The sequence below is a fragment of the Micromonospora sp. Llam0 genome, assembly GCF_003751085.1.
GTDB lineage: Bacteria > Actinomycetota > Actinomycetes > Mycobacteriales > Micromonosporaceae > Micromonospora_E.
In genome coordinates this window covers 814,824-838,730 of sequence record NZ_RJJY01000001.1, presented here as the reverse complement: position 1 = coordinate 838,730, position 23,907 = coordinate 814,824, and the positions used below count along the sequence as shown (strand labels likewise).

The window sequence follows — 23,907 nt, the reverse complement described above, 5'->3', positions numbered from 1 at the left end:
GGGAGGTTTCGGAGGTGTCAAGGGGCCGATGGGAGCGTTCCCATTTCGTTACTGCCGGATCCCGGGTGCTCCCGGGTCAGATTCGGGTCGGCCCGGCCGACCGGGTGGTCAGGCCGCCTGGTGGTCAGGTCAGCCGGCGCAGCAGGGTGGTGACCCGCGCCGGGTCGAACCCGAACCGATCGAACGTCGCGCTCACCCAGTCGGCCATCTCGGCGTGCCGCGGATGCGCCGGATCGGCGATCGCCGCCCGGAACTCGGTGTACCCGAAGGCACCACCGACGTCCTCCGGGGGGCACGCCTGGTCCCCGTCGGCACAGAGCGGATAGCGCACGTCCGGTTCGGGCGCGGTGACGTCCTCGACGACGACGTCGTGCTCCCACCAGTCACCGAAGTCGTACGTGTAGCGGAACCGGGCCCCCTTGGTGGCCACGGCGTCCAACCGGGTGTCCAGTTCGTCACGCAGCAGCAGTTCGCCGGCCGGATCCGGCTCGCCGTACTGTGCTCCGTTGATCTCGAACGAGTGCAGGTGGCAGTCGCGCCAGCCCATCGCGTGCTGAATCACCCGGTGCACCCGGTCGAGCGTGTACCCGCCCGGCACCTGGACGCGGCGCCATACCGGCGGCGCGATGTCGGACAGGGTGACCAGCAGGTGGAAGATCTGACGGGGCATGGCCGCCCTTTCTCTGACCTAGGCTCGAACCCATGATCTGCGCTGCGTGCCGGAGAGGCCAGCACGATGGGTGTCGGGGTGGTAACTGGCGCGACTGCCAGCACCGTACCCCCGCTCCGACCCCACCGGTCACCGGTCCGGCCGGCGAGTGACCGACCACCCACCGGCCCCGGACATGCCGGCTCTGGACCCGTCGGCACCGGACCCGCCGGTCCGCAGGTTCGGGCCACAGCCGGCCGGGTCCGCGCTGGACGACCCAGCCCTGATCGAGGCGTACGCCGTCGCGGCCCACGATCACCTCAGGGTGAACTTCGTGACCAGCGTGGACGGGGCGGTCGCGGTGGCCGGCCGGTCCGCCGGGTTGTCCGGACGCGCGGACAAGCGGGTCTTCGGCGTACTGCGGATGCTCTGCGACGCGCTGCTGGTCGGTGCCGGCACCCTGCGCCAGGAGCAGTACCGGGCGCTGCGGCTGGACGACCGGCGCCGCCGCTGGCGCCGGCAGCACGGTCTACCCACCCACCCCACCCTGGTCGTCGTCTCCGCCTCGCTCGATCTCGACCCGGACCAACCGGCCCTGGCCGACGCACCGGCGCGGCCGATCGTGCTCACCACGACCGACGCGCCGGCCGACCGGCGACGTCGACTGGCCCGGGTCGCGGAGATCGTCCCGGCCGGCGAGCGCGCCCTCGACCTGACCGCCGGGCTGAGCCAGCTGCGTGCCCGCGGCCACCGTCGGCTGCTCTGCGAGGGCGGCCCGGTGCTGCTCGGTTCGCTGACCGCCGCCGACCTGGTCGACGAGCTCTGTCTGACGGTCTCCCCACTGCTCGCCGGCGCCGGTGCCGGCCGGATCAGCGCGGGTCCGGCCAGCCCGGTGCGGCAGCTACGGCTGGGCCAGGTGCTGGTCGCCGACGACGGCACGCTGCTGCTCCGCTACACCCGGGCCGCTACGCCCGGGCCGACCCGACCACCATCGACGGTCACCACAAGTAAGGACACGATCACCTGAAGGCGGCGGATCCGGTCGACCGAAACCCACCACCGGGGAATTCGGCCGGCCGGGCCGAGTCGGATGCCGTACTGGTCGTACCCGTGGGGCAGGATGCAACCCGTGGGCACGACGCAACCGGACTTCAGCGACCAAGACATCACTGTGAGTGACACAACACCGGAAGGTACGCCGGTGGGCCGGGTGCTGGGTACCGCCGACGCCACCCCACTGCAGTTCTGGACCGCGGTCGGCCCCGGCAGCTACCTGCAACTGGACGACGTCGTGGTGACCCGCCGCGAGCTGCCGGGCGCCGAGCCGGTGACCATCGCCGGGGTGGTCACCCAGGTACGCGCCCGCCACGAAGGGGCGCAGTTCGACTCCGACGTGTTCGCCATCGCCGACGGCACCCTGCCCGCCCAGGTGCAGGAGGCCGCCGAGGTCACCGCCACCCGGGTCGACCCGGAGATCTACGTACCGCCGGAGCCGGGTGCCCCGGTGTGGCGGGCCGAAGGCGACGCGCGCGCCCGAGCCCTGCACTTCGACCGGATGGAACGCCGGATCCCGATGGGCACCGGCCGCGACGGGGTGCCGGTCTACCTCAACGCGGACTTCCTCGACGGTCAGCGCGGCGCGCACGTGTCCATCTCCGGCATCTCCGGCGTCGCCACCAAGACCAGCTTCGCCACCTTTCTGCTCTACTCGGTGTTCCGCTCCGGCACGCTCGGCGGCGACGCGGTCAACGCCAAGGCGCTGATCTTCAACGTCAAGGGCGAGGATTTGCTCTTCCTCGACCATCCCAACGTCCGGCTCGATGAGGCGACGACCGCCGCGTACGCCAAACTCGGCCTGCCTGCCGGCGCCTTCCCGGACGTGCGGGTGTACGCCCCGCCGCGCGCCGGCGACGCCTCCGGCACCCCCGACGTGACCAGCCGGCTCACCGGCGTGGACAGCTTCTACTGGACGGTCGCCGAGTTCTGCGACCAGCGGCTGCTGCCGTACGTGTTCGCCGACGCCGACGACGAGCGCCAGCAGTACACGATGGTGGTGCATGCGGTCACCGCGTACCTGCACCGGCACGCCCAGCCGGCCGACGGCGGCATCAGCCTGGACGGTCGGCGCGTGCACTCCTACCCCGACCTGGTCGACCACATCGTCGACCAGCTCGGCGACGAGGAGACCCGGGCGGCGTGGGCCGGCTCGGCGGTCGGCATGGGCACGGTGAACGCCTTCGCCCGCCGGCTGATCAGCAGCAAACGCGACCTGGCCCGGCTGATCCGCGGCGACCTGGCCACCCGCCGCCCGCACCAGATCAACACCGCCGAGAGCGCCCAGGTCACCGTCGTCGACCTGCACAACCTGCCGGACCGGGCGCAGCGGTTCGTGGTCGGCGTGACCCTCAAGGGCGAGTTCGAGCGCAAGGAGCGGGCCGGCACCGCCAAGCCGTTGCTGTTCGTCGTGCTCGACGAGCTCAACAAGTACGCGCCCCGGGACGGCTCGTCACCGATCAAGGAGGTGCTGCTCGACATCGCCGAGCGGGGCCGGTCGCTCGGGGTGATCCTGATCGGTGCCCAGCAGACCGCCAGCGAGGTGGAGCGGCGGATCGTCACCAACTCGGCGGTCCGGGTGGTCGGCCGGCTGGACCCGGCCGAGGCGTCCCGGCCGGAGTACGGCTTCCTGCCGGCGGTGCAGCGGCAGCGGGTGCTGCTGGCCAAGCCGGGCACGATGTTCGTCAACCAGCCGGACATCCCGGTCCCGCTCTGCCTGGAGTTCCCGTTCCCGGCCTGGGCCACCCGCTCGTCGGAGGCCGGCGACGCGCCGTCGGGCACGCTGCGCTCCATCGTGCAGGCCGCCGACCCGTTCGCGGTGGTCGGCGGCCGGTCCACCGCCGACGACGACATCCCGTTCTGACCGTTCTGACCCCGAGGTCGAGGAGGTTCCCCCGGATGCGGATCCTGCACACCTCCGACTGGCACGTCGGCAAGATCCTCAAGGGACAGGCCCGGTTGCCCGAGCAGATCCAGGTGCTCGCCCGGGTGGTCGAGATTGCCCGTACCGAACGCCCGGACCTGGTGATCGTCGCCGGTGACCTGTACGACACCTCCGCTCCCGGACCGGACGCCACCCGGGTGGTCACCCGGGCGTTGACCGCGCTGCGCGGCACCGGTGCCGACGTGGTGGCGATCGGCGGCAACCACGACAACGGGGCCGCACTGGACGCGCTGCGGCCGTGGGCCGACGCCGCCGGCATCACCCTGCGCGGCACGGTCCGCGACAACCCGGACGAGCACGTGATCACCGGCAACACCGGCGACGGCGAACGGTGGCGGCTGGTCGCGCTGCCGTTCCTGTCCCAGCGGTACGCCGTCCGGGCCACCGAGATGTACCAGCTGACCGCGGCCGAAGCCAACCAGACGTACGCCGACCACATCGGACGGGTGCTGGCCCGGCTCACCGAAGGGTTCGGTGAGCCGGGTGTGGTCGACCTGATCACCGCCCACCTGACCGTGGTCGGCGGGCGGTCCGGCGGCGGCGAGCGGGAGGTGCACACCGTTCTCGGGTACGCCGTACCGGCCACCGTCTTCCCGACCGGGGCGCACTACGTGGCGCTCGGCCACCTGCACCGCGCCCAGCAGCTTGAGGCGCCCTGCCCGGTACGCTACAGCGGCAGTCCGCTGCCCATCGACTTCGGCGAGGAGGACAACGTCGGGTCGGTCAGCATCGTCGACGTCACCGCCGGCACCGCCGCCCGGGTACGCGAGGTGCCGGTGGACGCGGCCACCCCGCTGCGCACCGTCCGCGGCACCCTCGACGAACTGGCCGCCGGCGAGTACGGCGACGCCTGGCTGCGGGTGTTCATCCGGGAGGCACCCCGGGCCGGGCTGCGCGAAGAGGTGCAGGCGCTGCTGCCCCGGGCGTTGGACGTGCGCATCGACCCGGAGTTCACCCGGTCCGCGTCCGCCGCCGGCGCGACGCACACCCCGCAGCGGGCCGGCCGGGCACCCGGGCAGCTGTTCGCCGACTACCTCGACGCGCGCGGGCACGGCGACGACGACGTACGGACCCTGTTCGACACGCTGTACGAGGAGGTGACCTCGTCGTGAGGCCGCTGCGGCTGGACCTGGCCGGATTCACCGTGTTCCGAGTGGAGACCACGGTCGACTTCACCGACGCCGACTTCTTCGCCCTCGTCGGGCCTACCGGGTCGGGCAAGTCCAGCGTCCTCGACGCGATCTGTTTCGCCCTGTACGGCGTGGTGCCGCGTTGGGGCAGCAGCCGGGGGATCGCATCCGCGCTGGCGCCGTCGGCCACCGAGGCCCGGGTACGGCTGGTGTTCGAGAGCGCCGGCAGCCGCTACGTCGCCACCCGGGTGATCCGTCGCGACGCGCGGGGCGCGGTCAAGACCGGCAACGCAGGCCTGCAGTTGATGCCGCCCGGGTTCGACGTGACCCGGCTGGACACCGGGATGAGCCCGGACGATCTCGGCGAGGTGCTGGCCGGCACGCCCGCAGAGATGGAGCAGGCCGTGCTGGACGCGGTTGGGCTGCCGTACGAGCAGTTCACCACCTGCGTACTGCTGCCGCAGGGCCGGTTCGCCGACTTCCTGCACGCCAAGCCGGCCACCCGGCAGCAGATCCTGGTCAACCTGCTCGGGCTGCACGTCTACGAACGGGTCCGGGAGCGGGCCACCGCCCGGGCGGGGGCCGCCGAGGCGGCGGTGGCGGCGGTGGACCAGTTGCTCGGCGGGCTCTCCGACGCCGACGAAGCGGCGGTGGCGGCCGCGGCGGGTCAGGTCGACGCGATGCGGGCGTTGGCGACCTCGGTCGACGCCACGCTGCCCCGGTTGACGCAGGCCCAGCAGGCGGTGGCGACCGCGGCCGACCAGGTGACGGCCCTGGACGACGAGATCGGGCTGTTGGCCGGCGTCGCCGCCCCGGCGGCCGCCGCCCGGCTGGCCGATCAGGCGGCGGCCGCCCGGGTCGCCGCCGCCGACGCGGACCGGGCCGTCGCCGACGCCGAGGAACGCGAGGAGAAGGTCCGCGCCGAGCTGGCCGCCATCGGTGACCCGGCCGACCGGCGGCTGCTGCTGCAGACACACGCCGAACGGGACCGGGTCGCCACCGAATCGGCCGAGCTGGCTCCGGCGCTCGCCGCCGCGCAGGCCGAGCAGGTCGCCAGCCAGGCGGCGCTGCGGTCGGCCCGGTCCGCCGCCGAGGCGGCGGACCTCGAGTTGGACCGTGCCCGGCAGGCGTACCAGGAGGCGCAGTCCGCCGACCTGGCCGCCGCGTTACGCCACGATCTCGTCGCCGGGGCGGACTGTCCGGTCTGCGCCCAGCCGGTGAGCACGGTGCCGCCGGTGCCGGCCGGGTCCCGGGTCGCCGAGGCGAAGTCCGCCGGTCAGGCCGCCCGGGCCGCCGCCGATCAGGCCCGCCAGGCGGTCGCCGACGCCGAGCAGTCGCTGCGCGGGGTGGATCGGGCCGTCGACCGGGCCAGGGTGCGGGCCGAGCAGCTGACCACCCGGTTGGCGCAGCTCGACGCCCGGTTGTCCGACTCGCCCGGCGCCGACGCGTTGCGCACCGACCTGGGCACGGTCGACCGGTTGCAGCGCGCCCTCGACGACGCCGGTGGCCAGGTCCGCCGGGCCCGGGAGGCGGCCCGTCAGGCGCAGCGCGCCGCCGTGACCGGCGAACAGCGGCTGCAGGCCGGCTGGCGGGAGTTCGACGCCGGTCGGGACGCCGTCGCCCGGCTGGCACCACCGGCCGCCGACCGCACCGATCTGGCCGCGGCGTGGGCGCTGCTGACCGACTGGGCGCACCAGTTGCTCGCCGAGCGCCGTACGGCGCGGGCGGAGGCGGACGGTCGGCTGGCTTCGGCCCGGGACGCGGCCAGCGGCGTCGCCACCGACATCGACGAACTGTTCGTCGCCGCCGGGATGTCACCGCCGGCCGGTGCCGATCCGGCCGGCTACCGGCAGGCGGCCGCGCTGGTGGTCCAGCGGGCGCAGACCGACCACGAACGGGTCACCGAACGGTTCGCCCAGGCAGGTGAGCTGCGCGGCAGGCGGGCCGACCAGGAGCGGCAGGCCCAGCTGGCCCGGACGTTGGCCGGGCACCTGCGGGCCAACAACTTCGAGCGGTGGCTGCTGGTCGAGGCGCTGGATCTGCTGGTCGACGGCGCGTCGCGGATCCTGCGGGAGCTCTCCTCCGGTCAGTACGAGCTGGTGCACGACGCCGGTGAGTTCTTCGTCGTCGACCACCACGACGCCGGACTGCGCCGCGGGGTACGCACCCTGTCCGGGGGGGAGACCTTCCAGGCGTCGCTGGCGCTCGCCCTGTCGTTGTCGGAGCAACTGGCCGGGATGTCGGCCAGCGCCGCCAGTTTGGAGTCGATCGTGCTGGACGAGGGCTTCGGCTCACTGGACGCGGCCACTCTGGACACCGTCGCCGCGACCCTGGAAGGGCTCGCCGCCCGGGGCGACCGGATGGTCGGCCTGGTGACCCACGTCCCGGCGTTGGCCGAGCGGGTGCCGGTCCGGTTCGAGGTCAGCAAGGACGCCCGTACGGCCCGGGTCCGGCGGAGCGGGCTGTGACCGCGACCGTGACGGGCCGGCCGGCCACCGGGGTCCGCTGGTTCGTCGAGGGCTGGCAGCCCGGCTACGGCACGTCGTTCGAAGCACCCGAAGCGGGTGCGCCGGGCGGGAACGACGACGGGTCGGACGGCACCGATCTCGCCGTGGAGCTGGATCCGGCCGCTTGGCAGGCGTTGCGGCAGCCGGCCGAGGTGCGGGCTCCGGACGTGGTGCTGCTGGTCGACGGGGTGCGTCGGATCGACGCCTCGTTGTGGAGCGACGAACCGGACGGGGTGTCCTATCCGGCGATTGCCGCCTCGTACGCGGCCGGTGTGGTCCGCTGCGACCTGCGGCGGGGGGCGGCGACGTTGGCCGGAGCTCGCCCGGAGCGAGGGCTGTTCACCCCGAGCGCCGCCGCGACCGACCTGACCGTCGGGCAGATCCGCTACCCGGCGCGGCGGGTCGACCACCCGGATCCAGCGACGTTGCCGCAGGTGGTGCAGCCGGCGCTGGCCGCGCTGGAAATCGCCGTCTCCGAGCAGGCCCGCGCCGACGGCCCGGACGACCCGGCGGATCTGCTGGTGGTGGACGGTCCGCTGCGCGGCCGTCAGCTGCCGAACACCGTCGGCTACATCAAGTCGGTCAGTAGGACGTACCTGCCGGCCAACTTGCTTCCGGTGGTGACCGGGCTACGACCGGCCGAGCGTAGCCCGGTGTTCCGGCACGGCACCCGGTGGCGCAGCTACTCGTGGTATCTGCGGCTGCCGGGGCCACGCGGCGCGCCGTGGGCGGGCATCGTCCGGGTGGAGTGCCGGCCCGACCTGACGCCGCAGGCGGCGATCGCGCTGGCCGACCTCTCGCTGGCGACGCTGCCCCGGTTCGCCTCCGCTCCGTACAAGGACCCCCGGGCACCGCAGAACCTGGTGCCGATCGCCGGGCTGGAGCGACGGCTGCGGGCGATGCTCGGCGACGCCCGGCTGCTGCACCGGGCGCTCAGCCTCTCGGCGGCCGGGCAGGAGAGTACGGCGTGGCGGTGACCGGCATACTGTGCCGGTGGGCCGTATCCGCAGGACAGCGCCGCCCGCGGTCCAGGTAGACACCGGCACCGCGCGGCTCGTCCCGGACCCGGACCGGCGGCGGGCGTACACCCTGCTGTTGGACGGCACCCAGCAGTCGCACGTCGATCTCGACGATCCGACGCACCTGGAGTTCGAGTACGTCCGCCGGATGGCCGCGGCGATCGATCTGGCCGCCCCGGCCGGTGCCCCGCTGCGGGTGTTGCACCTCGGCGGCGGTGCGCTGACCCTGCCCCGCTACCTGGCCGCCACCCGGCCCGGGTCGAGCCAGCGGGTGGTGGAGATCGACGCCGCGTTGACCGAGCTGGTCCGCCGCGAACTGCCCTGGCCGGCCGACCGCAATCTGCGGGTCCGGGTCGGTGACGCGCGGGCCGCCGTCGAGCAGGCCCGGACGGACAGCTACGACCTGGTGGTCGCGGACGTGTTCGCCGATGCCCGCACCCCGGCGCGGCTGACCTCGGTCGAGTTCGTCGCCGAGGTCGCCCGGGTGCTCGCGCCCGACGGCCAACTGCTGTCCAACGTGGCGGACGGCCCGCCGCTGGGCTGGGCTCGCCGGCATCTGGCGTCGGTACGGCAGGTGCTGCCCGGCATCTGCCTGATCGCCGACGCGGCGGTGCTGCGCCAACGCCGGTACGGCAATCTGGTGGTGGTCGCCGGACGCGCCGTACCGGCCGTCGGGGAGCTGGCCCGGCGGGCCGCCGGTGACTGGTTTCCCAGCCGGGTGCTGCACGGTGCGGCGCTGGACCGGTTGATCGCGACGGCGTCGCCGATCGCCGACGCGACCGCGCAGCCGTCGCCGCCGCCACCGGACGGAATTTTTCCCGGCGGGCGTTGATCCGTCCGCCGGCCGGCTCCGTACCTCGGGGTGGGCCCCCAGCCGCGGGCCATGTCGACGTCGGATGGAGGTCCTGCGATGTACGCGGTCGCCAGCGGCTGGCAGGCGGAGAGGATCCGGCCGGGTCTGACCGGCAATGGTTCGGCCATGGCCCGCAGCACGCAACGTTGGCAGAGCATCGACGGGAGGGCGGCCGAGCGCGATGATGAGCCGGTGACGCCACGGACCGCAGGAAGCCGGCAACAGGCCGGGACGGCGGAGTCCAGCCACGGGGACGATCTCGTCCGCACACTGTACGCAGAGCACGCCCGGCCGCTGCTGGGATTCGTGTTACGGCTCACCGGGGGGGACCGGCAACGAGCCGAGGACATCGTTCAGGAGACACTGCTGCGGGCGTGGCGCAACGCCCACCGGCTCGGCGCGCAGGGCCAGGCGTCGCTGCGACCGTGGCTGGTGACCGTCGCCCGACGCATCGCGATCGACGACCACCGCAGCGAGAAGGCCCGCCCGACCGAGGAGTACGACCGGGACCTGGAGAGCTTCGCCGAGTCCGACGGCACCGATCAGGTGCTACGGCAGATGACTGTCGCCGACGCGTTGCGCACGCTCAGCCAGCCGCACCGGGAGATCCTGGTCGAGACGTACTTCCGCGGCCGCACGGTGCCGGAGGCGGCAGCGGAGCTGGGGCTGCCACTGGGTACCGCCAAGTCGCGGGTCTACTACGCGCTACGAGCGCTACGGACGGCGCTGCAACAGCGGGGGGTTACAGAATGACACGGTCCGCCCACTGGGACGTCGGAGCGTACGCGATCGGTGCGCTCGACGCCGACGACGTCGAACTGTTCGAGGAGCATCTCGCCGGCTGCTGGGCCTGCGCGGCGGAGCTGGAGTCACTCATTCCGATCGTCGGGTTGATGTCCACCGTCGACATCGACCAGTTGGAGGACAGCCCCGTCCTCCCTCAGTCCGGCCCCACCGGTGTGAACCGGGCTGGTGGGGCGGACGACAGCGACGGCGGCGCGCCGGTGCCGATCCGGCAGACCGTGCGGTCCGACGTCGACCAGCTTCGCGGCCCCGGTCAGGTCCGTCCGCTCGGCCGCGCCGGTAGGTCCCGACGGCTGTTCGCCGGCCGCCCGCTGCAGATCGCCGCCGGGTTCGTGCTGATGGCGACGCTCACCGGTTTCTCGTTCTTCGCCGGATCGGCCTGGTCCGGCGGGTCGGCGACACCGCAGGCCGGGCCGCAGACGTCGGTCTCGGCCAGCCCGTCACCGGTCGATCCGCAGTCCGGGGTCGGTGGTCCGGAGGTCACCGGCGAAAAGTTCAACGCGGTCGACCCCACCACCGGAGTGGAGGCGGACGTGGTGCTGGAGGAAGCCGCCTGGGGCACCCAGGTGTCGTTCGCGCTGCGCCGCGTACCGGGCCCGATGCAGTGCCGGATCGTGGTGCTGCGGGCTTCCGGCACCGCCGAGGTGATCTCCACCTGGAAGGTGCCCGACGCCGGGTACGGCACCGCGGAGCAGCCCGCGCCGTTGCTGCTGAGCACGTCGACGGCGGCACCCCGGGACGACATCGAACGGATCCAGTTCCAGGCGGTCGACCAGTCCGGGGTCGCTACCGCGATCGTCACCGTACCGGTCTGAGCAGTACCGGTCTGAACGGAGGTCGACGTCCATTCCTGACGTGCGCCACGAACGGGCGTCGCGAAATCTGCGCCAGCAGATCCGACGTACGTGCAGCCCGTGGGTTTCCGAGTTTACGGACACCCACGGGCTGTTCTGTCTCTGATCGTCGTTGCGCGCCTGTCTCTGCCCGTGACCGGCGCGCATTCTGCTGCTGATCGGCACGACAGCGGCTGGCCGCACGCAGCACACGACGACCCGGTTCAACGCCGGGCTGTGAAATTGTGCACTCAGCAATACCGATCCAATCCAAGATGTGCTGCGTACTCCTTGATGAAGCCCGATGTGGACGAATGAGGGAGGGCACGTGGCACTGGGAAAGCGGACCGTCATAGTCGCAGGCGCGCTGGCGGCACTCGTGTTGCCGGGTTGCGCCCCGGCAGGTTACAACCCGGACGACTTTGGCGGCGCTCAGGCCCAGCCGGTCGTCAACGCGGCGAACGCGGCGTCGGCCGCGCCCGAGCCGGTGGATACCGAGGACATCGCGGTCGAGGTCGCCGACGAGGACCTCACCAAGGAGCTGGTCGGCAAGGCCGTCGACAAGATGGGTGACGTGGTCACCGACGAGGACGGCTGGCTGCTCTACCGCTTCGAGGAGGACTCCAACAACCCGGCGACCTCGAACTGCGAGGGTGACTGCGCCAAGATCTGGCCGCCGGCGCTGACCGACGGTGACCCCATTCTGTCCGGGGTGGACGAGGAGCTGGTCGGCACGGTGAACCGGCCGGACGGCACCCGGCAGCTGACCATCGACGGCTGGCCGATCTACTACTACGCCGGTGACGAGAAGCCCGGTGACTGGAAGGGCCAGGGTGTCGGCGGCACCTGGTACGTCGTGCAGCCGGACGGCACGAAGAACCTGGAGTGTCTGCCGGAGGGCACCCCGAAGCCGATCGCGGTGCCGGACGGCGACGGCCGCGACAACATCAAGGGCCTCGACGACAGCAAGGACTCGCAGAGCGAGGACTCGGACAGCTTCGGCAGTGACTCTGAGGACTCGGGCGACTACGACTACTGACTCTTTCAGGCGCCCGTGAATCGCGGCGGCCGGTCGTTGCCAGGGAGGGCGCGGCCGGCCGCCGCCACGTTTTCCGGTGGATCCGTCACCGGCGCCTCGATCCGGTTCTTGAAGCCCGCATTAAGTGCCTCCTAAGTGTTCCGTAGTTGCTCCAAGGATTGTTGACTGTTGTGGAGTGACATCCATACGGTCGACGGCAGTGGCGAACCACAGCCATCACCAACTGCGTTGCACCCGGACGACCAATTGGCGTTCGACGAAAGAGGTGGCACCACGTGAACAGCTCACAGCGCCGCAGGCGTACCAGCGACCAGCCGGCACGCCGGGGCAGATCGGCGGGCAGCACCCGCAACCGCGTCATCGCGGTGACCACGATGTTGGCGGTCTTCGGCGGCGTGGTAGCGGTGACCCAGATCTCGTCCGCCGGGACCCGCGGCGACCGGGACCGGGACCGTGGTCGCGACCGAGCCGCCGCCGTCTGCGTAAGCCCGAGCGAGTCGGTCGACCCGGCCGACACCGGGACCACCGTGGACAGCAACGGCGTACGGCACCACTGGGGCGACGGACAGCGCGGCCCGGACCAGTGCCAGGACTCCCCCGCCCCCGGCGAAGAGACCGACGCGCCGGCTGATCCGCCGGCCGGGTTGGAGATCCTCGGCGACGACTGCACCGACAGCTCGTTGGCCCCGCACGAGGGTTTCCAGGACGGTGAGCGGTGTGTCAGTACGGCGTTCGGCGAGGTCGGCGACGCGGACACCAACCCACAGCTGATGATCATCTCGTCGCCCAACCGGGTACGCGCGAACAAACCGTTCACCCTGCGGATCAGCACCCGCAACCTGGTACGCGACCGGTTCCTGCCGGCCGGCCAGGGCGGCTACTACCTGGAAAGCTCGTTCCTCACCGAGGACGGCCTGACCCGGGGTCACTTCCACACCGCATGCCGAATGCTGACCAGTAAGCGCACCGCTCCCGAGCCTGGCCCGGTGCCGGCGTTCTTCGTGGCCACCGAGGACGGTCGGGGTGGTGCCGGCGCCGACGTGGTCACCGTCGAGGTGCCCGGCCTGCCCGGACCAGGCATCGCCCAGTGCGCGTCGTGGGCCGGCGACGGTTCCCACCGGGTACCGATGATGCAGCGGGCCAACCAGATCCCCGCCTTCGACGTGGTCCGGGTGGTCGTCACCCGATGAGGTCGGCCGGCACCGGCGGTCGCCGCCGGTGACCTGGTACGGCGATCCGACGCCGGGACGAGCAGCGGGCTCGTCCCGGCGTCGATGTTGTCCGCCGTTGCTGGCACAGTGACCGGCATGGTCGTGCAGAGATGGGCGTCCGAGGGCACGCCGGAGCCGGCCGGGGCCGCGCCGGAGCTGACCGGTGCCGCACCGGCACGGGTCCGGGTGCTGCGGCCGCCGGACGGCTACCAGTTGGCCGGCTCGGTGCGGCCGCTGGCGATGGGACGGCACGACCCGTGCGCCCGGTGGCTGGCGGACACCTTCTGGTGGACCGCCCGTACCCCGGCCGGCCCAGCGACCCTGGCGCTACGCCGACACGGCGGCGAACTCGTCGCCGCCGGCTACGGACCCGGCGCCAGCCAGATCTGCGACATCGCCGACGCGGTCGCCGGGCTCCGCGATGACGTGACCGATTTCCTGCCCCTGGCCCGCCGGCATCCGGTCGTCGCGGCGGTGGTCCGCCGCCACGCCGGCGTCCGGCTCCCGGCCACCGGGCAGGTGTTCGCCCGGCTGCTGCGGGCCGTGCTGGAACAAAAGGTCACCGGCGCGGAGGCGTACCGCGGGTACGCCGCGACAGTCCGCCGGTTCGGCGTACCCGCTCCCGGCCCGGTCGCCGATCTCTGGGTCGCCCCGGAGCCGACCGCCCTCGCCGCCGCGCCGTACTGGTCGCTGCATCCGCTGGGCATCGAGCAACGACGGGCGCAGGCCCTGTGCGGCGCGGCGGCGGTCGCCGACCGGCTGTCGGACAGCGCCGACCCGCAGACGGCCACCCGGCGGTTGACCGCGCTGCCCGGGATCGGCCCGTGGACCGCCGCCGAGGTGGTCCGAGTGGCGTTCGGCGCGGCCGACGCGGTGAGCGTCGGCGACTACCACCTGCCGAACACGGTGGCCTGGGCGCTGGCCGGCGAGGCCCGCGGGACCGACACCCGGATGCTCGAACTACTGGAGCCGTTCCGGGGGCACCGCGGTCGGGTCTGCCTGCTGCTGGAGCTGGCCGGGGTACGGGCGCCCCGGTTCGGGCCCCGGGCCCCGGTCCGCTCCTTCGCCGGCTACTGACCCGCCGCCTACCGAGCCGCCGCCGGTCGGCGCGTCGGCGGTCTCAGCGGGTCAGCCGGCGCAGCGCGGTGCCCAGCCGGTGGGCGTAGGCCCGCTGTGCCAGCGCACCCAGTGGGCCGGCCAGCCGCATGATCGGCGCCACCGGTCGGCTGAACGCCACCACCGACAGCCACACCCGGTCGCCGTCGCGGTGCACCAGGAACGCCTCCTCGCCGCTGGCCGGATGGCCGGGCAGGGTGCCGTACGCGAATCCGGCGAGGTCCGGCTCGTCGACCGCCCACACCACCGCGCACGGCGCGGCGATCCGCAGCGGTCCGACGCCGAGGCCGACCGTCACCAGCACACCGGCCTCGGCCCGGGGAGCCGACGCCGTCACCCGGGCACCGGCGGCCCGGTGCATCCGCCAGGTGAGTACCGCCTCGGCCGCCGCCGGGAAGCTGCCCGGCCGCAGTCGGGTACGGGACCGCAGGTGACGGTAGCCGGCGGGCAGCGGCGGTACGGCCTGCCGGACCGATCCGGCCTGGTCGCGCAGCACGGCGGTGGCACCGGCCTGCGGGTAGGTGAAGCTGGGCATGCGTTCCGCCTTCCCCGTACGGTCACCGCGGCGGCGGCGCCGACGAGCGGAGCAGGACACCGGCCAGGACAGCCGGTCCGGTCACCTGGATTGTCCTCCGATCGACCGTTTGTCGCTGCGGTAATCAGCGGTATGGTCTGCCACCATGACAGCGTTCACACCGGTCCTGCCCGAGCTGACCGCCAGCTACCTGCGGACCGGTCTGCACCAGGTCAAGGGCTGGCTGAACGTCTCGACCGCGGTGTACCTCAGCGGCGTGCAGGCCGCTCAGCGCGGGGCCGGGGTGAACGGCGACGTGGCCGAGATCGGCATCCACCACGGCAAGTCGTTCCTGTGCCTCGCCCTGAATCTGCCAGCGGATCAGCGGGCGGTCGCCATCGACGTCTTCGACGACCAAGCCGCCAACCTCGACCAGTCCGGACGCGGTGACCGGGAGATCTTCGAGCAGAACCTCGCGACCTACGGTGCCGGCGACAACGTCGACATCGTGCAGTCGTCGAGTCTCGACCTGGAGCAGGCCGGCTTCGTCGCCGCCGGGCGCCGCTTCCGGATCTTCTCCATCGACGGCGGCCACACCGATCTGATCACGGTGAACGACCTGCGAATCGCCGAGCGGACCGTGATCGACGACGGGCTGGTGGTACTCGACGACGTCCTCAACCGGCACTGGCTCGGCGTGATCACCGGCCTGTTCAGCTACCTCGGCGACGGCGGCAGTCTGGTGCCCGCCGTGTTGGTGCCCAACAAGCTGATCCTGGCCACCTCGGCGGACCAGGCGAAACACTGCCGGGCGATGTTCGCCGAGCAGTTCCCGGACGGGCTGGAGAAAGCCGACGTACCGCTGGCCGGCCATCAGATCGACGTCTACGGCGACCGCCCCTGGCTGGTACGCGGCGAGGACGGCCGCAGCGAGCCGGTCACCGGTCACGAGTTGATGGCGACGATCACCGCGGCCCGGCTCGCCGAGCTCGAACAGCAACTGCGCTCCGCCCGGGCGGAGCTCGACACCACCCACCGCCAGCTCGACACCACGCACCGCCAGCTCGCCGCGACCCGCCAGCAGCTACGGGCGGCGGCCCAGCCGTTGTACCGACGCGCGGCACGCCGGCTGCCGTGGCTGGCCCGCCCTGTCCGGCCGGTGTTCCGCCGGGTCCGTGCCGTGGTCCGGCGGTCCCGCGGATCGTCGGACCGGGATGGTTCACTGGGTGGGTGACTTTCCCGATCGCCCTACCGATCGAGCCGATGCTGGCGAAACCGGTCGCGACACTGCCGGTCGCCCCGGGGATGAGCTACGAGCCCAAGTGGGACGGCTACCGCTGCGTCATTTTCCGCGACGGTGACCAGGTCGAGCTCGCCAGCCGCGGCGGCAAGACGCTGACCAGGTACTTCCCCGAGGTCATCGAGCAGGCCCGGCAGCAGTTGCCGCCCCGGATCGTGGTGGACGGCGAGTTGGTGGTGATTCGGGCGGAGACCGGGCGGTCCCGGCTCGACTTCGACCTGCTCGGCCAACGGATCCATCCGGCGGCCTCCCGGGTACGGCTGCTCGCCGAACAGATCCCCGCCTCCTTCGTCGCCTTCGACCTGCTGGCGCTGGGCGACGAGGTCCTGCTCGACGAGCCGTTCACCACCCGTCGGGCCCGGCTGGCCGACACGCTGGCGGCGGTCACCGCACCGGTGCACCTGACCCCGGTGACCACCGACCCGGACACCGCCCGTCGCTGGTTCGAGATCTTCGAAGGCGCCGGCCTCGACGGCGTCATCGCGAAACCGGCGGAGCTGCGCTACGAGCCGGGTAAGCGGACGATGTTCAAGGTCAAGCACGGGCGGACCGCCGACGTGGTCGTCGCCGGCTTCCGCTGGCACAAGTCCGGCCCGGTGGTCGGATCGCTGCTGCTCGGGCTCTTCGATGACGCTGGGGTGCTGCACCACGTCGGCGTGTGCGCGTCGTTCACCGCCGCCCGACGCGCGGAGCTCGTCGACGAGTTGGCGCCGTTGCGCACCACTGCCGCCGACCACCCGTGGGGGTCGGGTGACGACGGCTCCGGCCAACGCATTCCGGGCGCGCCGAGCCGGTGGAGCGGCGGCAAGAACCTCGAGTGGCAGCCGCTGCGACCCGAACTGGTCGCCGAGGTCGCCTACGACGCGATGGAGGGCGACCGGTTCCGGCACACCGCACGGTTCCAGCGCTGGCGTACCGATCGGGAGCCGGCCTCCTGCCGGTACGACCAGCTGGACCGGCCGGTCCGCTTCGACGTGGACCGGGTGCTGGCCGGCGACCCGACCAGCACGCGGTGAGCCGACGCCGCCGGATCCCCGCGAGCCGGCGCCGCTGGCAGGCAGATAGCCGGCGCCGCTGGCTGGCCGCTGTCGCGGCCGTCGTGGTCGGTTCGCTGCTCGGCCTGACCGGGTGCGCGGCGGCGCGGCCCGACCCCGGAGCGACCGGCGGGCCCGACTCACCGCCGCACTGGCAGCCCTGCCCGGAGTCGACCACGCAGCGGTACGGACCACCACCCGACGGGCTGCGCTACGACTGCGCCACGATCGACGTACCGGTCGACTGGGCCGCCGGTCCCGCCGCCGGCACCCTTGCGGTCGCGCTGATCCGGGCCCGGTCGGGCCGGCAGCAGGACCGCATCGGCACCCTGGTGGTCAACCCGGGTGGGCCCGGCGTCTCCGGGGTGGACGCCGCCGCCCGGTTGGCCCTGGGCGAACGGCTCGGCGGCCTGCCGGAGACGGTGCTGCGCCGGTTCGACGTGGTCGGCTTCGACCCACGCGGGGTGGGCCGCTCCGCTGCCGTCGACTGCGTCGCCGACAGCGACTGGGACGCCACCTTCGGGGCGGACCCGGATCCCCGTGACCCGGCCGCCTTCGCCGAGGCCGCCGCGCTCAGCCAGCGGATCGCGGCCGGCTGTGCGGCGCGCTACGGTGAGCGGCTCACCGCGTACTCCACCCATCAGACCGCCCGGGACCTGGACGCGGTGCGGGCGGCGGTCGGCGACGACCAGCTGACCTTTCTCGGCTACTCGTACGGGAGTCTGCTGGGAGCCACCTACGCGCACCTGTTCCCGCACCGGGTCCGCGCGCTGGTGCTGGACGGCGCGGTCGACCCGGGGCAGGACCCGGTCGCCGGGTCGCTGAGCCAGGCCGCCGGCTTCGAACGGGCGTTCGCCGCTTTCGGGCGGTGGTGTTCCGGCGACCCGGCGGACTGCCCGATCAGCACCGACCCTTCCGGCACCCTCGCCGAGGCGATGGACCGGGCCCGGCAGGCCCCGGTCACCGGGGCGACCGGCCGGGCGGCCACCGCCGGCTGGATCTTCTACGCCGTGGTCGCCTCGCTGTACGACCGCAGCGGCTGGCCACGGCTGGGCCGGGCGCTGGCCGAACTGGGCGACGGCGACCCAGGCCCGGTGTTCGACCTCGCCGACGGCTACACCGGTCGCGGCGACGACGGCCGGTACGGCAACCTGTTCGCCGCGAACCTGGCGGTCAACTGCGCCGACGCCGAGGTGCCGCTGGACGCCGACGAGATCCGGCAGCTGCAGCAGCGGTGGCGCCGGCAGCATCCGACGTTCGGTCCGGCGCTCGCCGTCGGCCTGCTCGCCTGCGCCAACTGGCCGGCCGCAGCCGACCCGTACCCGGTCGGGCCGGCGCTCGGCGCCGCGCCGATCCTCGTCGTCGGCACCACCGGGGATCCGGCCACCCCGTACGAGCAGGCACCCCGGCTGGCCGAGTCGCTCGGCACCGGGGTGCTGGTGACCCACCAGGGCGACGGGCACACGGCGTATCCGCACGTGGCCTGCGTGGCCGACGTGGTGGACGCGTACCTGATCGATCTGACGGTGCCCGACGACGGCCTGACCTGCCCGTCCTGACCCGGCCCGGTGGACGGCGCCGGTCGCCGTCGCCGGTGGACGGCGCCTGGGCCCGAGCGGGTCAGTCGCCGGTCACCGGGCGGGCCCGGGACGGCTGCACCCGCATCGGTTCGCCGGGCATCTTCGGATGGTCCGGCGGGTACGGCATGTCACCGGCGCCGTCGCGGTCGTCCCGGGCAGCCCACTCCAGCAGCGGGGTGATGTCCCACGGCGTGTCGTCGATCCCGGCATGCGGGTCGCCGACGGCGGCCAACCGGGGCGGTACGGTGCGCAGGTCGAAGTCGTCCGGCTCGACCCGGGTCAACTCGTCCCAGGTGACCGGGGTGGAGACGGTGGCGCGGGCGTTCGCCCGCAGTGAGTAGGCACAGGCGATGGTCCGGTCCCGGGCCATCTGGTTGTAGTCGATGAAGACCTTCCGCCCCCGCTCCTCCTTCCACCAGGACGTGGTGACCAGGTCGGGCCGGCGGCGCTGCACCTCGCGGGCGAACGCGATCACCGCCCGGCGTACCTCGGTGAACAGCCAACGCGGCTGGATCCGCAGGTAGACGTGCACCCCGCGGCCGCCGGAGGTCTTCGGGTAGCCGGTGGCACCGAGCTCGTCGAGGATCGCCCGGACCTCGCCCGCCGCCGCCACCGCGTCGGCGAAGTCGGTGCCCGGCTGCGGGTCCAGGTCGATCCGCAGCTCGTCCGGCCGGTCCACGTCGCCGGCCCGCACCGGCCAGGGATGGAACACCACGGTGCCCATCTGCGCGGCCCAGGCGACGTGGGCCAGGTCCGCCGGGCAGAGTTCGTCGGCGGTGCGGCCGCTGGGAAACTTGATCTCGGCGGTACGCAGCCACGGCGGCACGCCCCGGGCCGGCACCCGCTTCTGGAAGAACATCTCGCCGTCGACGCCGTCCGGGAACCGCTGCAGCGTGGTGGGGCGGTCGCGCAACGCGCGCAGGATGCCGTCGCCGACGGCCAGGTAGTAGTCGAACACGTCCCGCTTGGTGTACCCCGGCCCGGGGAAGCACACCCGGTCCGGGCTGCTCAGCCGCACCTGGTGGCCGGCCACCTCGACGGTGGTCGCGGCCCGGGAACTCCGGCTCTGCCCTGTCACCCTTCGACCTTAGGCCAGCCGGCCGGTGATCGGCGGCCGGCGGCACCGGACCGCCGTACCGTAGGGGCCATGACAGACGACAAGGCGTCCCTGCCCCGCACCGACGAACAGTGGCGGGCGCGGCTCAACCCGGAGGAGTTCCGGGTGCTGCGTCAGGCCGGCACCGAGGCGCCCTGGTCCGGCGAGTACGTCGAGACCACGACGGTCGGCACGTACCACTGCCGGGCCTGCGACGCGCCGCTGTTCACCAGTGACACCAAGTTCGACTCGCACTGTGGCTGGCCGAGCTTCGACGAGGCGATGCCCGGGTCGGTGCGCTACATCGAGGACCGGTCGCACGGCATGGTCCGCACCGAGGTGCGTTGCGCCACCTGCGACTCGCACCTCGGGCACCGGTTCGACGGCGAGCGGTACACCCCTCGCAACGCCCGCTACTGCATGAACTCGGTGGCGCTGCGACTGGAGCCGGCAACCGACACCGCCCAGGGCTGACGGCCCGCACCGGTTTCGCGCATTTCCCAGCATTTCGGTCGCAGCATTTCGGCGATTCGCCCGTCCCGGCCCGCGCCGATGCCGCACCCTGCGAATGAGGCTGACGTTGGGAGAAGCACCATGGCGACCTGTGAGGTCTGCGGCAACGACTACTGGCTGGCGTTCGACATCCGCACGGTCAGCGGGGACACCTACACCTTCGACTCGTTCGAGTGCGCGATCCAGCTGCTCGCGCCGATCTGCGAACACTGCCAGTGCAAGATCGTCGGGCACGGGGTCGAGGTGTCCGGACGGTTCTTCTGCTGCGCCCACTGCGCCCGCACCGTCGACCAGGAGCAGGGGGCCGCGGTCCGCGACGCGGTCGGCAGCCGGCCGGGCTGAGCCGCGTATCATCCGTCAGCGTGCCCCCCGAAACTGGCCTGACGCCGCACGTCGCGCACACCGCCGAGCTGCCACCGTTGGTGCTGTACCAGCTGCTCAAACTGCGGGTGGACGTGTTCGTGGTGGAGCAGCGGTGCGCGTACCCGGAACTGGACGGCCGCGACGTCGAGCCGGGTGCCCGCCAACTGTGGCTGTCCCGGGGTGACACGGTGGTGGCCTGTCTTCGGCTGCTCGACGAAGGGGGCGGCGGCGCGGCACCCACGGCCAGGATCGGCCGGGTGGCCGTCGCCGCCGCCGAACGCGGCCGGGGTCACGCAGGTCGGCTCGTCGAGGCAGCGTTGCGGCTCGCTGCGGGACGGCCTTGCGTGCTCGACGCTCAGGCTCACCTGACCGGGCTGTACGCGCGGTACGGGTTCGTCGTCGTCGGGCCGGAGTACCTCGAGGACGGCATCTCGCACGCGCCGATGCGCCGTCCGGCAGATCCGGACGGCGTACTCAGCGGGACCTGATTGACCGGACGGTCCGCGCCAAAGACCGGCGACCGGATGGACGTGTCCATCGCGGCCGCCGGCCCGGTCCGCCGTACCCGTCACCGGGTCAGCGGCCCTTTCACGGGTCAGCGCTGTCGCTCACCCGAGTTCCGCCAGGCGCTGCCGGCCTTGGCCAGCCCTCGGCTGACTACGTAACCGATGGTCAGCAGCGCGACGTACAGCCATGCGGTGCTGGCCGGGAAGGGATCCCCGCCACCAGCGGTACCCTGCACGCCGTCGATGTCCGGGTTGATCACCTGGGAGGCCAGCAGTACGCCGGCGACCGCGATCAGGTAGACATAGAACTCGGTGCTCCGGAACGCCGACTTCGTCTCGGTGCCCGGGGTGATCGCCGGACGCATCCCGGCGTTCATGTCCATCTGGTGTGCCTGACCGTCCGCCATCGGCTGCCCGGCCATCGGCCGGTTCACGGCGGTGGTGTTGCGGGTCGGAGCTTGCGTACTCATCACACCCTCCTCCGGATCAGATGAGTGGTCCTTCTCCGGTCCGGTCGACCCGGTCGGGCTGACCGGTCAACCTCGGGGGGCAGTGGATGGGTACCCGGGCCGGCACCTGCGGAAACCGCGCCGGTCGGACCGGTCCGGGTCCCACCGGCGACTGCGCGCGGCGGTGAGCGACGCGCGCGCTCACCGCCGAGGCGTCATCAGGGCAGATTTCCGACCAGGTCGGCGACGGTACGGTGCCGTCCGGTGAAGAACGGCACCTCCGCGCGGACGTGTCGGCGCGCCGACGAGGCCCGCAGGTCGCGCATCAGATCGACGATCCGGTGCAGTTCGTCCGCTTCGAAGGCGAGCATCCACTCGTAGTCGCCGAGCGCGAAGGATGCGACGGTGTTCGCCCGGACGTCCGGATACGGCCGGGCCATCTGCCCGTGCTCGGCCAGCATCGCCCGGCGCTCCGCCTCCGGCAGCAGGTACCACTCGTACGAGCGGACGAACGGGTACACGCAGATGTACGCCCGGGCCGGCTCGCCGGCCAGGAACGCCGGCACATGGCTCTTGTTGAACTCGGCCGGGCGGTGCAGCGCCAGCTGGGACCAGACCGGGGCAAGGTGCCGGCCCAACGCCGTCCGGCGCAACCGCCCGTACGCGTCCTGCAGTTCGTCGCTGTCCGCCGCGTGCCACCAGATCATGATGTCGGCGTCGGCCCGCAGCCCGGCGACGTCGTAGGTGCCCCGGACGGTGACGTCCTTGGCTGCCAGCTCGCCGATCAGCGACTCGACCTCACCGATCATGTCGTCACGCAGCGCCGGCAGCCGCTCGGCGACCCGGAACACCGACCACATGGTGTACCGGATCGTCGAATTCAGCTCACGCAACCGCGCCGCGTTGGTCTGCTCGTCGCCACTCATCGGCGTACCCCTTCCAGGTTTGTCAGGATCTCATCGGCGGCGTTCTCCCCGGACCGCACGCACACCGGGATGCCGATGCCGTCGTAGGCCGCGCCGGCCAACGCCAGCCGGTGCCCGGCGGCCCGCAGCGACCGGCGGGCCGCCGCCACCCGGCTCAGGTGCCCCGGCGGATACTGCGGCAGCGCGCCACCCCACCGCTGCACGTGCGACTGCACGGCGGCCGGCTGCCGGACGCCGGTGAGCCGGGTCAGCTCGGTACGCACCGCGTCGACCAGCTCGTCGTCGGAGCGTTGCAGCAGCCGCTCGTCGCCGTGGCGGCCGACCGAGGCACGGACCACGGCCAGCCCGTCCGACCGTCGCAGCTGGGCCCACTTGGTGCTGAACAGGGTGACGGCCTTGGTCATGGTCCGCTCGGTCGCCGGCACCAGGAAGCCGGAGATCTCCGGCAGTTGCGGCTGCGGCACCGCCAGGGTGACCAGGGCGATGCTGGCGTACTCGAGCGCGCCGACCCGGACCGCTGCGGCGGAGTCGACCGCGGCGAGCAGCCGGGCCGCCGGCCGGGCCGGCACCGCCAGCACCACCGCGTCGACGTCGACCCGCTCGGCGCTGCGGGTCGGCCCGACGGTCAACCGCCAGCCGGCCGCCGAGGCGGCCAACTCCCGTACCACCGCCGAGGTTCGCAACCGGACCTCGGCTGCGCCGTCGGCGGCCGACAGCGCGGCCCGGACCGCCGCGACCAGCCGACTCAGCCCGCCGTCGACGGCGGCGAAAACCGGCGCGCCGGCCGCCGCCGGTGGCCGGGCGGCCAGCGCCGCCCGGACCGCCGCGACCAGGGTGTGTTCCGTGCGGGCCGCCGTCGCCAGCCCCGGGATGGTGGTGGCCAACGACAAGGTGTCGGCCCGGCCCGCGTACACCCCGCCGAGCATCGGGTCGACCAGTTGCTCGACGACCTCGTCACCCAGCCGGCGACGGACCAGCTCACCGACGGCGACGTCCTCGTCCGGCTGCAGCAACGGCCGGCCCTGGTCGGCATCGCGCTCCGGTTCGGCGCGGGCCACCCGGGCCACCGCCGCGAGGTCGCCGGGCACGCCGATCAGCGTCCCGGCGGGTAGCGGGACGAACTGTCCGCCCCGGGCCAAGGCGGCCTGGCTGACTGCCGGGTGACGCAGCTGGTCGCCGAGGCCGACCCGGCGGGCCAGCGTGACCGCTGCGGAGTCGCCGCCGGCCGGATCCCGCATCAGGAACGCCTCGGCGCCGCGTTCCACCGGCAGCCCGGCGAATTCCCCGGTACGCAGCTTGCCGCCCAGCTCGTCGGACTGCTCGAAGACCGTGATCCGGGTCCCGGCGGGTGCCCGGTCGCGCAGCCGCGACGCCGCGGCCAGCCCGGCGATCCCGCCACCCACCACGGCGATTCGCCACGGTTGCTGCATACCGTCACCTTGCCACCCGGGCAGTCCGGTCGGCCGG

General features: G+C 73.0%; 23 protein-coding genes. 17 read left to right on the top strand and 6 right to left on the bottom strand.

Features of this window, described 5'->3' with window-relative positions:
- Window positions 1-124: 124 nt before the first annotated feature.
- Window positions 125-670, bottom strand: coding sequence for a plasmid pRiA4b ORF-3 family protein (locus tag EDC02_RS03855; RefSeq protein WP_123600758.1), 546 nt, complete (start codon window positions 668-670; stop codon window positions 125-127).
- A gap of 148 nt (window positions 671-818) precedes the next feature.
- On the opposite strand from EDC02_RS03855, the gene EDC02_RS03850 reads away from it, so the two are divergent.
- The 11 genes from EDC02_RS03850 to EDC02_RS03800 all read left to right on the top strand — a co-directional run bounded on the left by EDC02_RS03850 (window position 819) and on the right by EDC02_RS03800 (window position 14,120).
- Entirely contained in the window at window positions 819-1,676 is an 858-nt protein-coding gene (locus EDC02_RS03850; RefSeq protein ID WP_233605722.1) for a pyrimidine reductase family protein, read from the top strand.
- 93 nt (window positions 1,677-1,769) lie between these two features.
- Entirely contained in the window at window positions 1,770-3,566 is a 1,797-nt protein-coding gene (locus EDC02_RS03845; RefSeq protein ID WP_233605721.1) for an ATP-binding protein, read from the top strand.
- A gap of 35 nt (window positions 3,567-3,601) precedes the next feature.
- Window positions 3,602-4,759 (top strand): exonuclease SbcCD subunit D, encoded by a 1,158-nt coding sequence (locus EDC02_RS03840; protein ID WP_123600757.1) that lies wholly within the window; start codon window positions 3,602-3,604, stop codon window positions 4,757-4,759.
- Window positions 4,756-7,245, top strand: coding sequence for an AAA family ATPase (locus EDC02_RS03835; protein ID WP_123600756.1), 2,490 nt, complete (start codon window positions 4,756-4,758; stop codon window positions 7,243-7,245). Before EDC02_RS03840 ends, EDC02_RS03835 begins: the two co-directional genes overlap by 4 nt.
- Window positions 7,242-8,261 carry a DNA double-strand break repair nuclease NurA gene (locus tag EDC02_RS03830; RefSeq protein ID WP_233605720.1) on the top strand — a complete coding sequence of 340 codons (1,020 nt, stop codon included), beginning with the start codon at window positions 7,242-7,244 and terminating at the stop codon, window positions 8,259-8,261. The genes EDC02_RS03835 and EDC02_RS03830 overlap by 4 nt, the downstream gene beginning before the upstream one ends.
- Before the next feature lie 16 nt (window positions 8,262-8,277).
- The gene (locus EDC02_RS03825) at window positions 8,278-9,135 is read left to right on the top strand and encodes a spermidine synthase (protein WP_123604471.1); all 858 of its coding nucleotides are present in this window, start codon (window positions 8,278-8,280) and stop codon (window positions 9,133-9,135) included.
- Between the two features lie 147 nt (window positions 9,136-9,282).
- Entirely contained in the window at window positions 9,283-9,909 is a 627-nt protein-coding gene (locus EDC02_RS03820; RefSeq protein ID WP_370461515.1) for a sigma-70 family RNA polymerase sigma factor, read from the top strand.
- Window positions 9,906-10,775, top strand: coding sequence for a zf-HC2 domain-containing protein (locus tag EDC02_RS03815; protein ID WP_123600754.1), 870 nt, complete (start codon window positions 9,906-9,908; stop codon window positions 10,773-10,775). Before EDC02_RS03820 ends, EDC02_RS03815 begins: the two co-directional genes overlap by 4 nt.
- Before the next feature lie 346 nt (window positions 10,776-11,121).
- Entirely contained in the window at window positions 11,122-11,832 is a 711-nt protein-coding gene (locus EDC02_RS03810) for a hypothetical protein (RefSeq protein ID WP_123600753.1), read from the top strand.
- Window positions 11,833-12,107: 275 nt separating this feature from the next.
- Window positions 12,108-13,022 (top strand): hypothetical protein, encoded by a 915-nt coding sequence (locus EDC02_RS03805; protein ID WP_233605719.1) that lies wholly within the window; start codon window positions 12,108-12,110, stop codon window positions 13,020-13,022.
- A gap of 117 nt (window positions 13,023-13,139) precedes the next feature.
- The gene (locus EDC02_RS03800) at window positions 13,140-14,120 is read left to right on the top strand and encodes a DNA-3-methyladenine glycosylase (RefSeq protein WP_233605718.1); all 981 of its coding nucleotides are present in this window, start codon (window positions 13,140-13,142) and stop codon (window positions 14,118-14,120) included.
- Between the two features lie 43 nt (window positions 14,121-14,163).
- On the opposite strand, the gene EDC02_RS03795 is transcribed toward EDC02_RS03800, so the two are convergent.
- Complete coding sequence (locus EDC02_RS03795) at window positions 14,164-14,694, bottom strand: DUF1990 family protein (protein ID WP_123600752.1); 531 nt, start codon at window positions 14,692-14,694, stop codon at window positions 14,164-14,166.
- 145 nt (window positions 14,695-14,839) lie between these two features.
- On the opposite strand from EDC02_RS03795, the gene EDC02_RS03790 reads away from it, so the two are divergent.
- The 3 genes from EDC02_RS03790 to EDC02_RS03780 all read left to right on the top strand — a co-directional run bounded on the left by EDC02_RS03790 (window position 14,840) and on the right by EDC02_RS03780 (window position 18,566).
- Window positions 14,840-15,907 carry a class I SAM-dependent methyltransferase gene (locus EDC02_RS03790; protein ID WP_123600751.1) on the top strand — a complete coding sequence of 356 codons (1,068 nt, stop codon included), beginning with the start codon at window positions 14,840-14,842 and terminating at the stop codon, window positions 15,905-15,907.
- The gene (locus EDC02_RS03785) at window positions 15,904-16,989 is read left to right on the top strand and encodes an ATP-dependent DNA ligase (RefSeq protein ID WP_123600750.1); all 1,086 of its coding nucleotides are present in this window, start codon (window positions 15,904-15,906) and stop codon (window positions 16,987-16,989) included. The genes EDC02_RS03790 and EDC02_RS03785 overlap by 4 nt, the downstream gene beginning before the upstream one ends.
- 62 nt (window positions 16,990-17,051) lie before the next feature.
- The gene (locus EDC02_RS03780; RefSeq protein WP_123604468.1) at window positions 17,052-18,566 is read left to right on the top strand and encodes an alpha/beta hydrolase; all 1,515 of its coding nucleotides are present in this window, start codon (window positions 17,052-17,054) and stop codon (window positions 18,564-18,566) included.
- A gap of 61 nt (window positions 18,567-18,627) precedes the next feature.
- Here EDC02_RS03780 and ligD read toward each other — a convergent pair whose 3' ends face one another.
- A complete protein-coding gene (ligD, locus tag EDC02_RS03775) occupies window positions 18,628-19,665 on the bottom strand; it encodes a non-homologous end-joining DNA ligase (protein WP_123600749.1) in 1,038 nt (345 codons plus the stop codon).
- 69 nt (window positions 19,666-19,734) lie between these two features.
- Between ligD and msrB the strand changes: the two genes are divergently transcribed.
- From msrB to EDC02_RS03760, 3 genes are all read left to right on the top strand, one after another.
- Entirely contained in the window at window positions 19,735-20,157 is a 423-nt protein-coding gene (gene msrB / locus EDC02_RS03770; protein WP_123600748.1) for a peptide-methionine (R)-S-oxide reductase MsrB, read from the top strand.
- Window positions 20,158-20,277: 120 nt separating this feature from the next.
- Window positions 20,278-20,538: a Prokaryotic metallothionein gene (locus EDC02_RS03765; protein WP_123600747.1), complete on the top strand. Its 261-nt coding sequence runs from the start codon at window positions 20,278-20,280 to the stop codon at window positions 20,536-20,538.
- Window positions 20,539-20,558: 20 nt separating this feature from the next.
- A complete protein-coding gene (locus tag EDC02_RS03760) occupies window positions 20,559-21,047 on the top strand; it encodes a GNAT family N-acetyltransferase (RefSeq protein ID WP_370461417.1) in 489 nt (162 codons plus the stop codon).
- Window positions 21,048-21,154: 107 nt separating this feature from the next.
- Here EDC02_RS03760 and EDC02_RS03755 read toward each other — a convergent pair whose 3' ends face one another.
- The 3 genes from EDC02_RS03755 to hemG form a co-directional block, all read right to left on the bottom strand.
- On the bottom strand, window positions 21,155-21,535 hold the full coding sequence (locus tag EDC02_RS03755) for a hypothetical protein (RefSeq protein WP_233605716.1): 381 nt from the start codon (window positions 21,533-21,535) through the stop codon (window positions 21,155-21,157).
- 197 nt (window positions 21,536-21,732) lie between these two features.
- On the bottom strand, window positions 21,733-22,440 hold the full coding sequence (hemQ, locus tag EDC02_RS03750) for a hydrogen peroxide-dependent heme synthase (protein ID WP_123600746.1): 708 nt from the start codon (window positions 22,438-22,440) through the stop codon (window positions 21,733-21,735).
- Window positions 22,437-23,870 (bottom strand): protoporphyrinogen oxidase, encoded by a 1,434-nt coding sequence (gene hemG / locus EDC02_RS03745; RefSeq protein WP_123600745.1) that lies wholly within the window; start codon window positions 23,868-23,870, stop codon window positions 22,437-22,439. Before hemG ends, hemQ begins: the two co-directional genes overlap by 4 nt.
- Window positions 23,871-23,907: the final 37 nt, after the last annotated feature.

Coding starts and splice junctions, on each gene's coding strand:
- EDC02_RS03815 (WP_123600754.1), top strand. CDS start 9,906: ATGACACGGTCCGCCCACTGGGACGTCGGAGCGTACGCGATCGGTGCG.
- hemQ (WP_123600746.1), bottom strand. CDS start 22,440: ATGAGTGGCGACGAGCAGACCAACGCGGCGCGGTTGCGTGAGCTGAAT.
- EDC02_RS03755 (WP_233605716.1), bottom strand. CDS start 21,535: ATGAGTACGCAAGCTCCGACCCGCAACACCACCGCCGTGAACCGGCCG.
- EDC02_RS03765 (WP_123600747.1), top strand. CDS start 20,278: ATGGCGACCTGTGAGGTCTGCGGCAACGACTACTGGCTGGCGTTCGAC.
- EDC02_RS03840 (WP_123600757.1), top strand. CDS start 3,602: ATGCGGATCCTGCACACCTCCGACTGGCACGTCGGCAAGATCCTCAAG.
- EDC02_RS03800 (WP_233605718.1), top strand. CDS start 13,140: ATGGTCGTGCAGAGATGGGCGTCCGAGGGCACGCCGGAGCCGGCCGGG.
- EDC02_RS03820 (WP_370461515.1), top strand. CDS start 9,283: ATGGCCCGCAGCACGCAACGTTGGCAGAGCATCGACGGGAGGGCGGCC.
- hemG (WP_123600745.1), bottom strand. CDS start 23,870: ATGCAGCAACCGTGGCGAATCGCCGTGGTGGGTGGCGGGATCGCCGGG.
- EDC02_RS03795 (WP_123600752.1), bottom strand. CDS start 14,694: ATGCCCAGCTTCACCTACCCGCAGGCCGGTGCCACCGCCGTGCTGCGC.
- EDC02_RS03845 (WP_233605721.1), top strand. CDS start 1,770: ATGCAACCCGTGGGCACGACGCAACCGGACTTCAGCGACCAAGACATC.
- EDC02_RS03855 (WP_123600758.1), bottom strand. CDS start 670: ATGCCCCGTCAGATCTTCCACCTGCTGGTCACCCTGTCCGACATCGCG.
- EDC02_RS03790 (WP_123600751.1), top strand. CDS start 14,840: ATGACAGCGTTCACACCGGTCCTGCCCGAGCTGACCGCCAGCTACCTG.
- msrB (WP_123600748.1), top strand. CDS start 19,735: ATGACAGACGACAAGGCGTCCCTGCCCCGCACCGACGAACAGTGGCGG.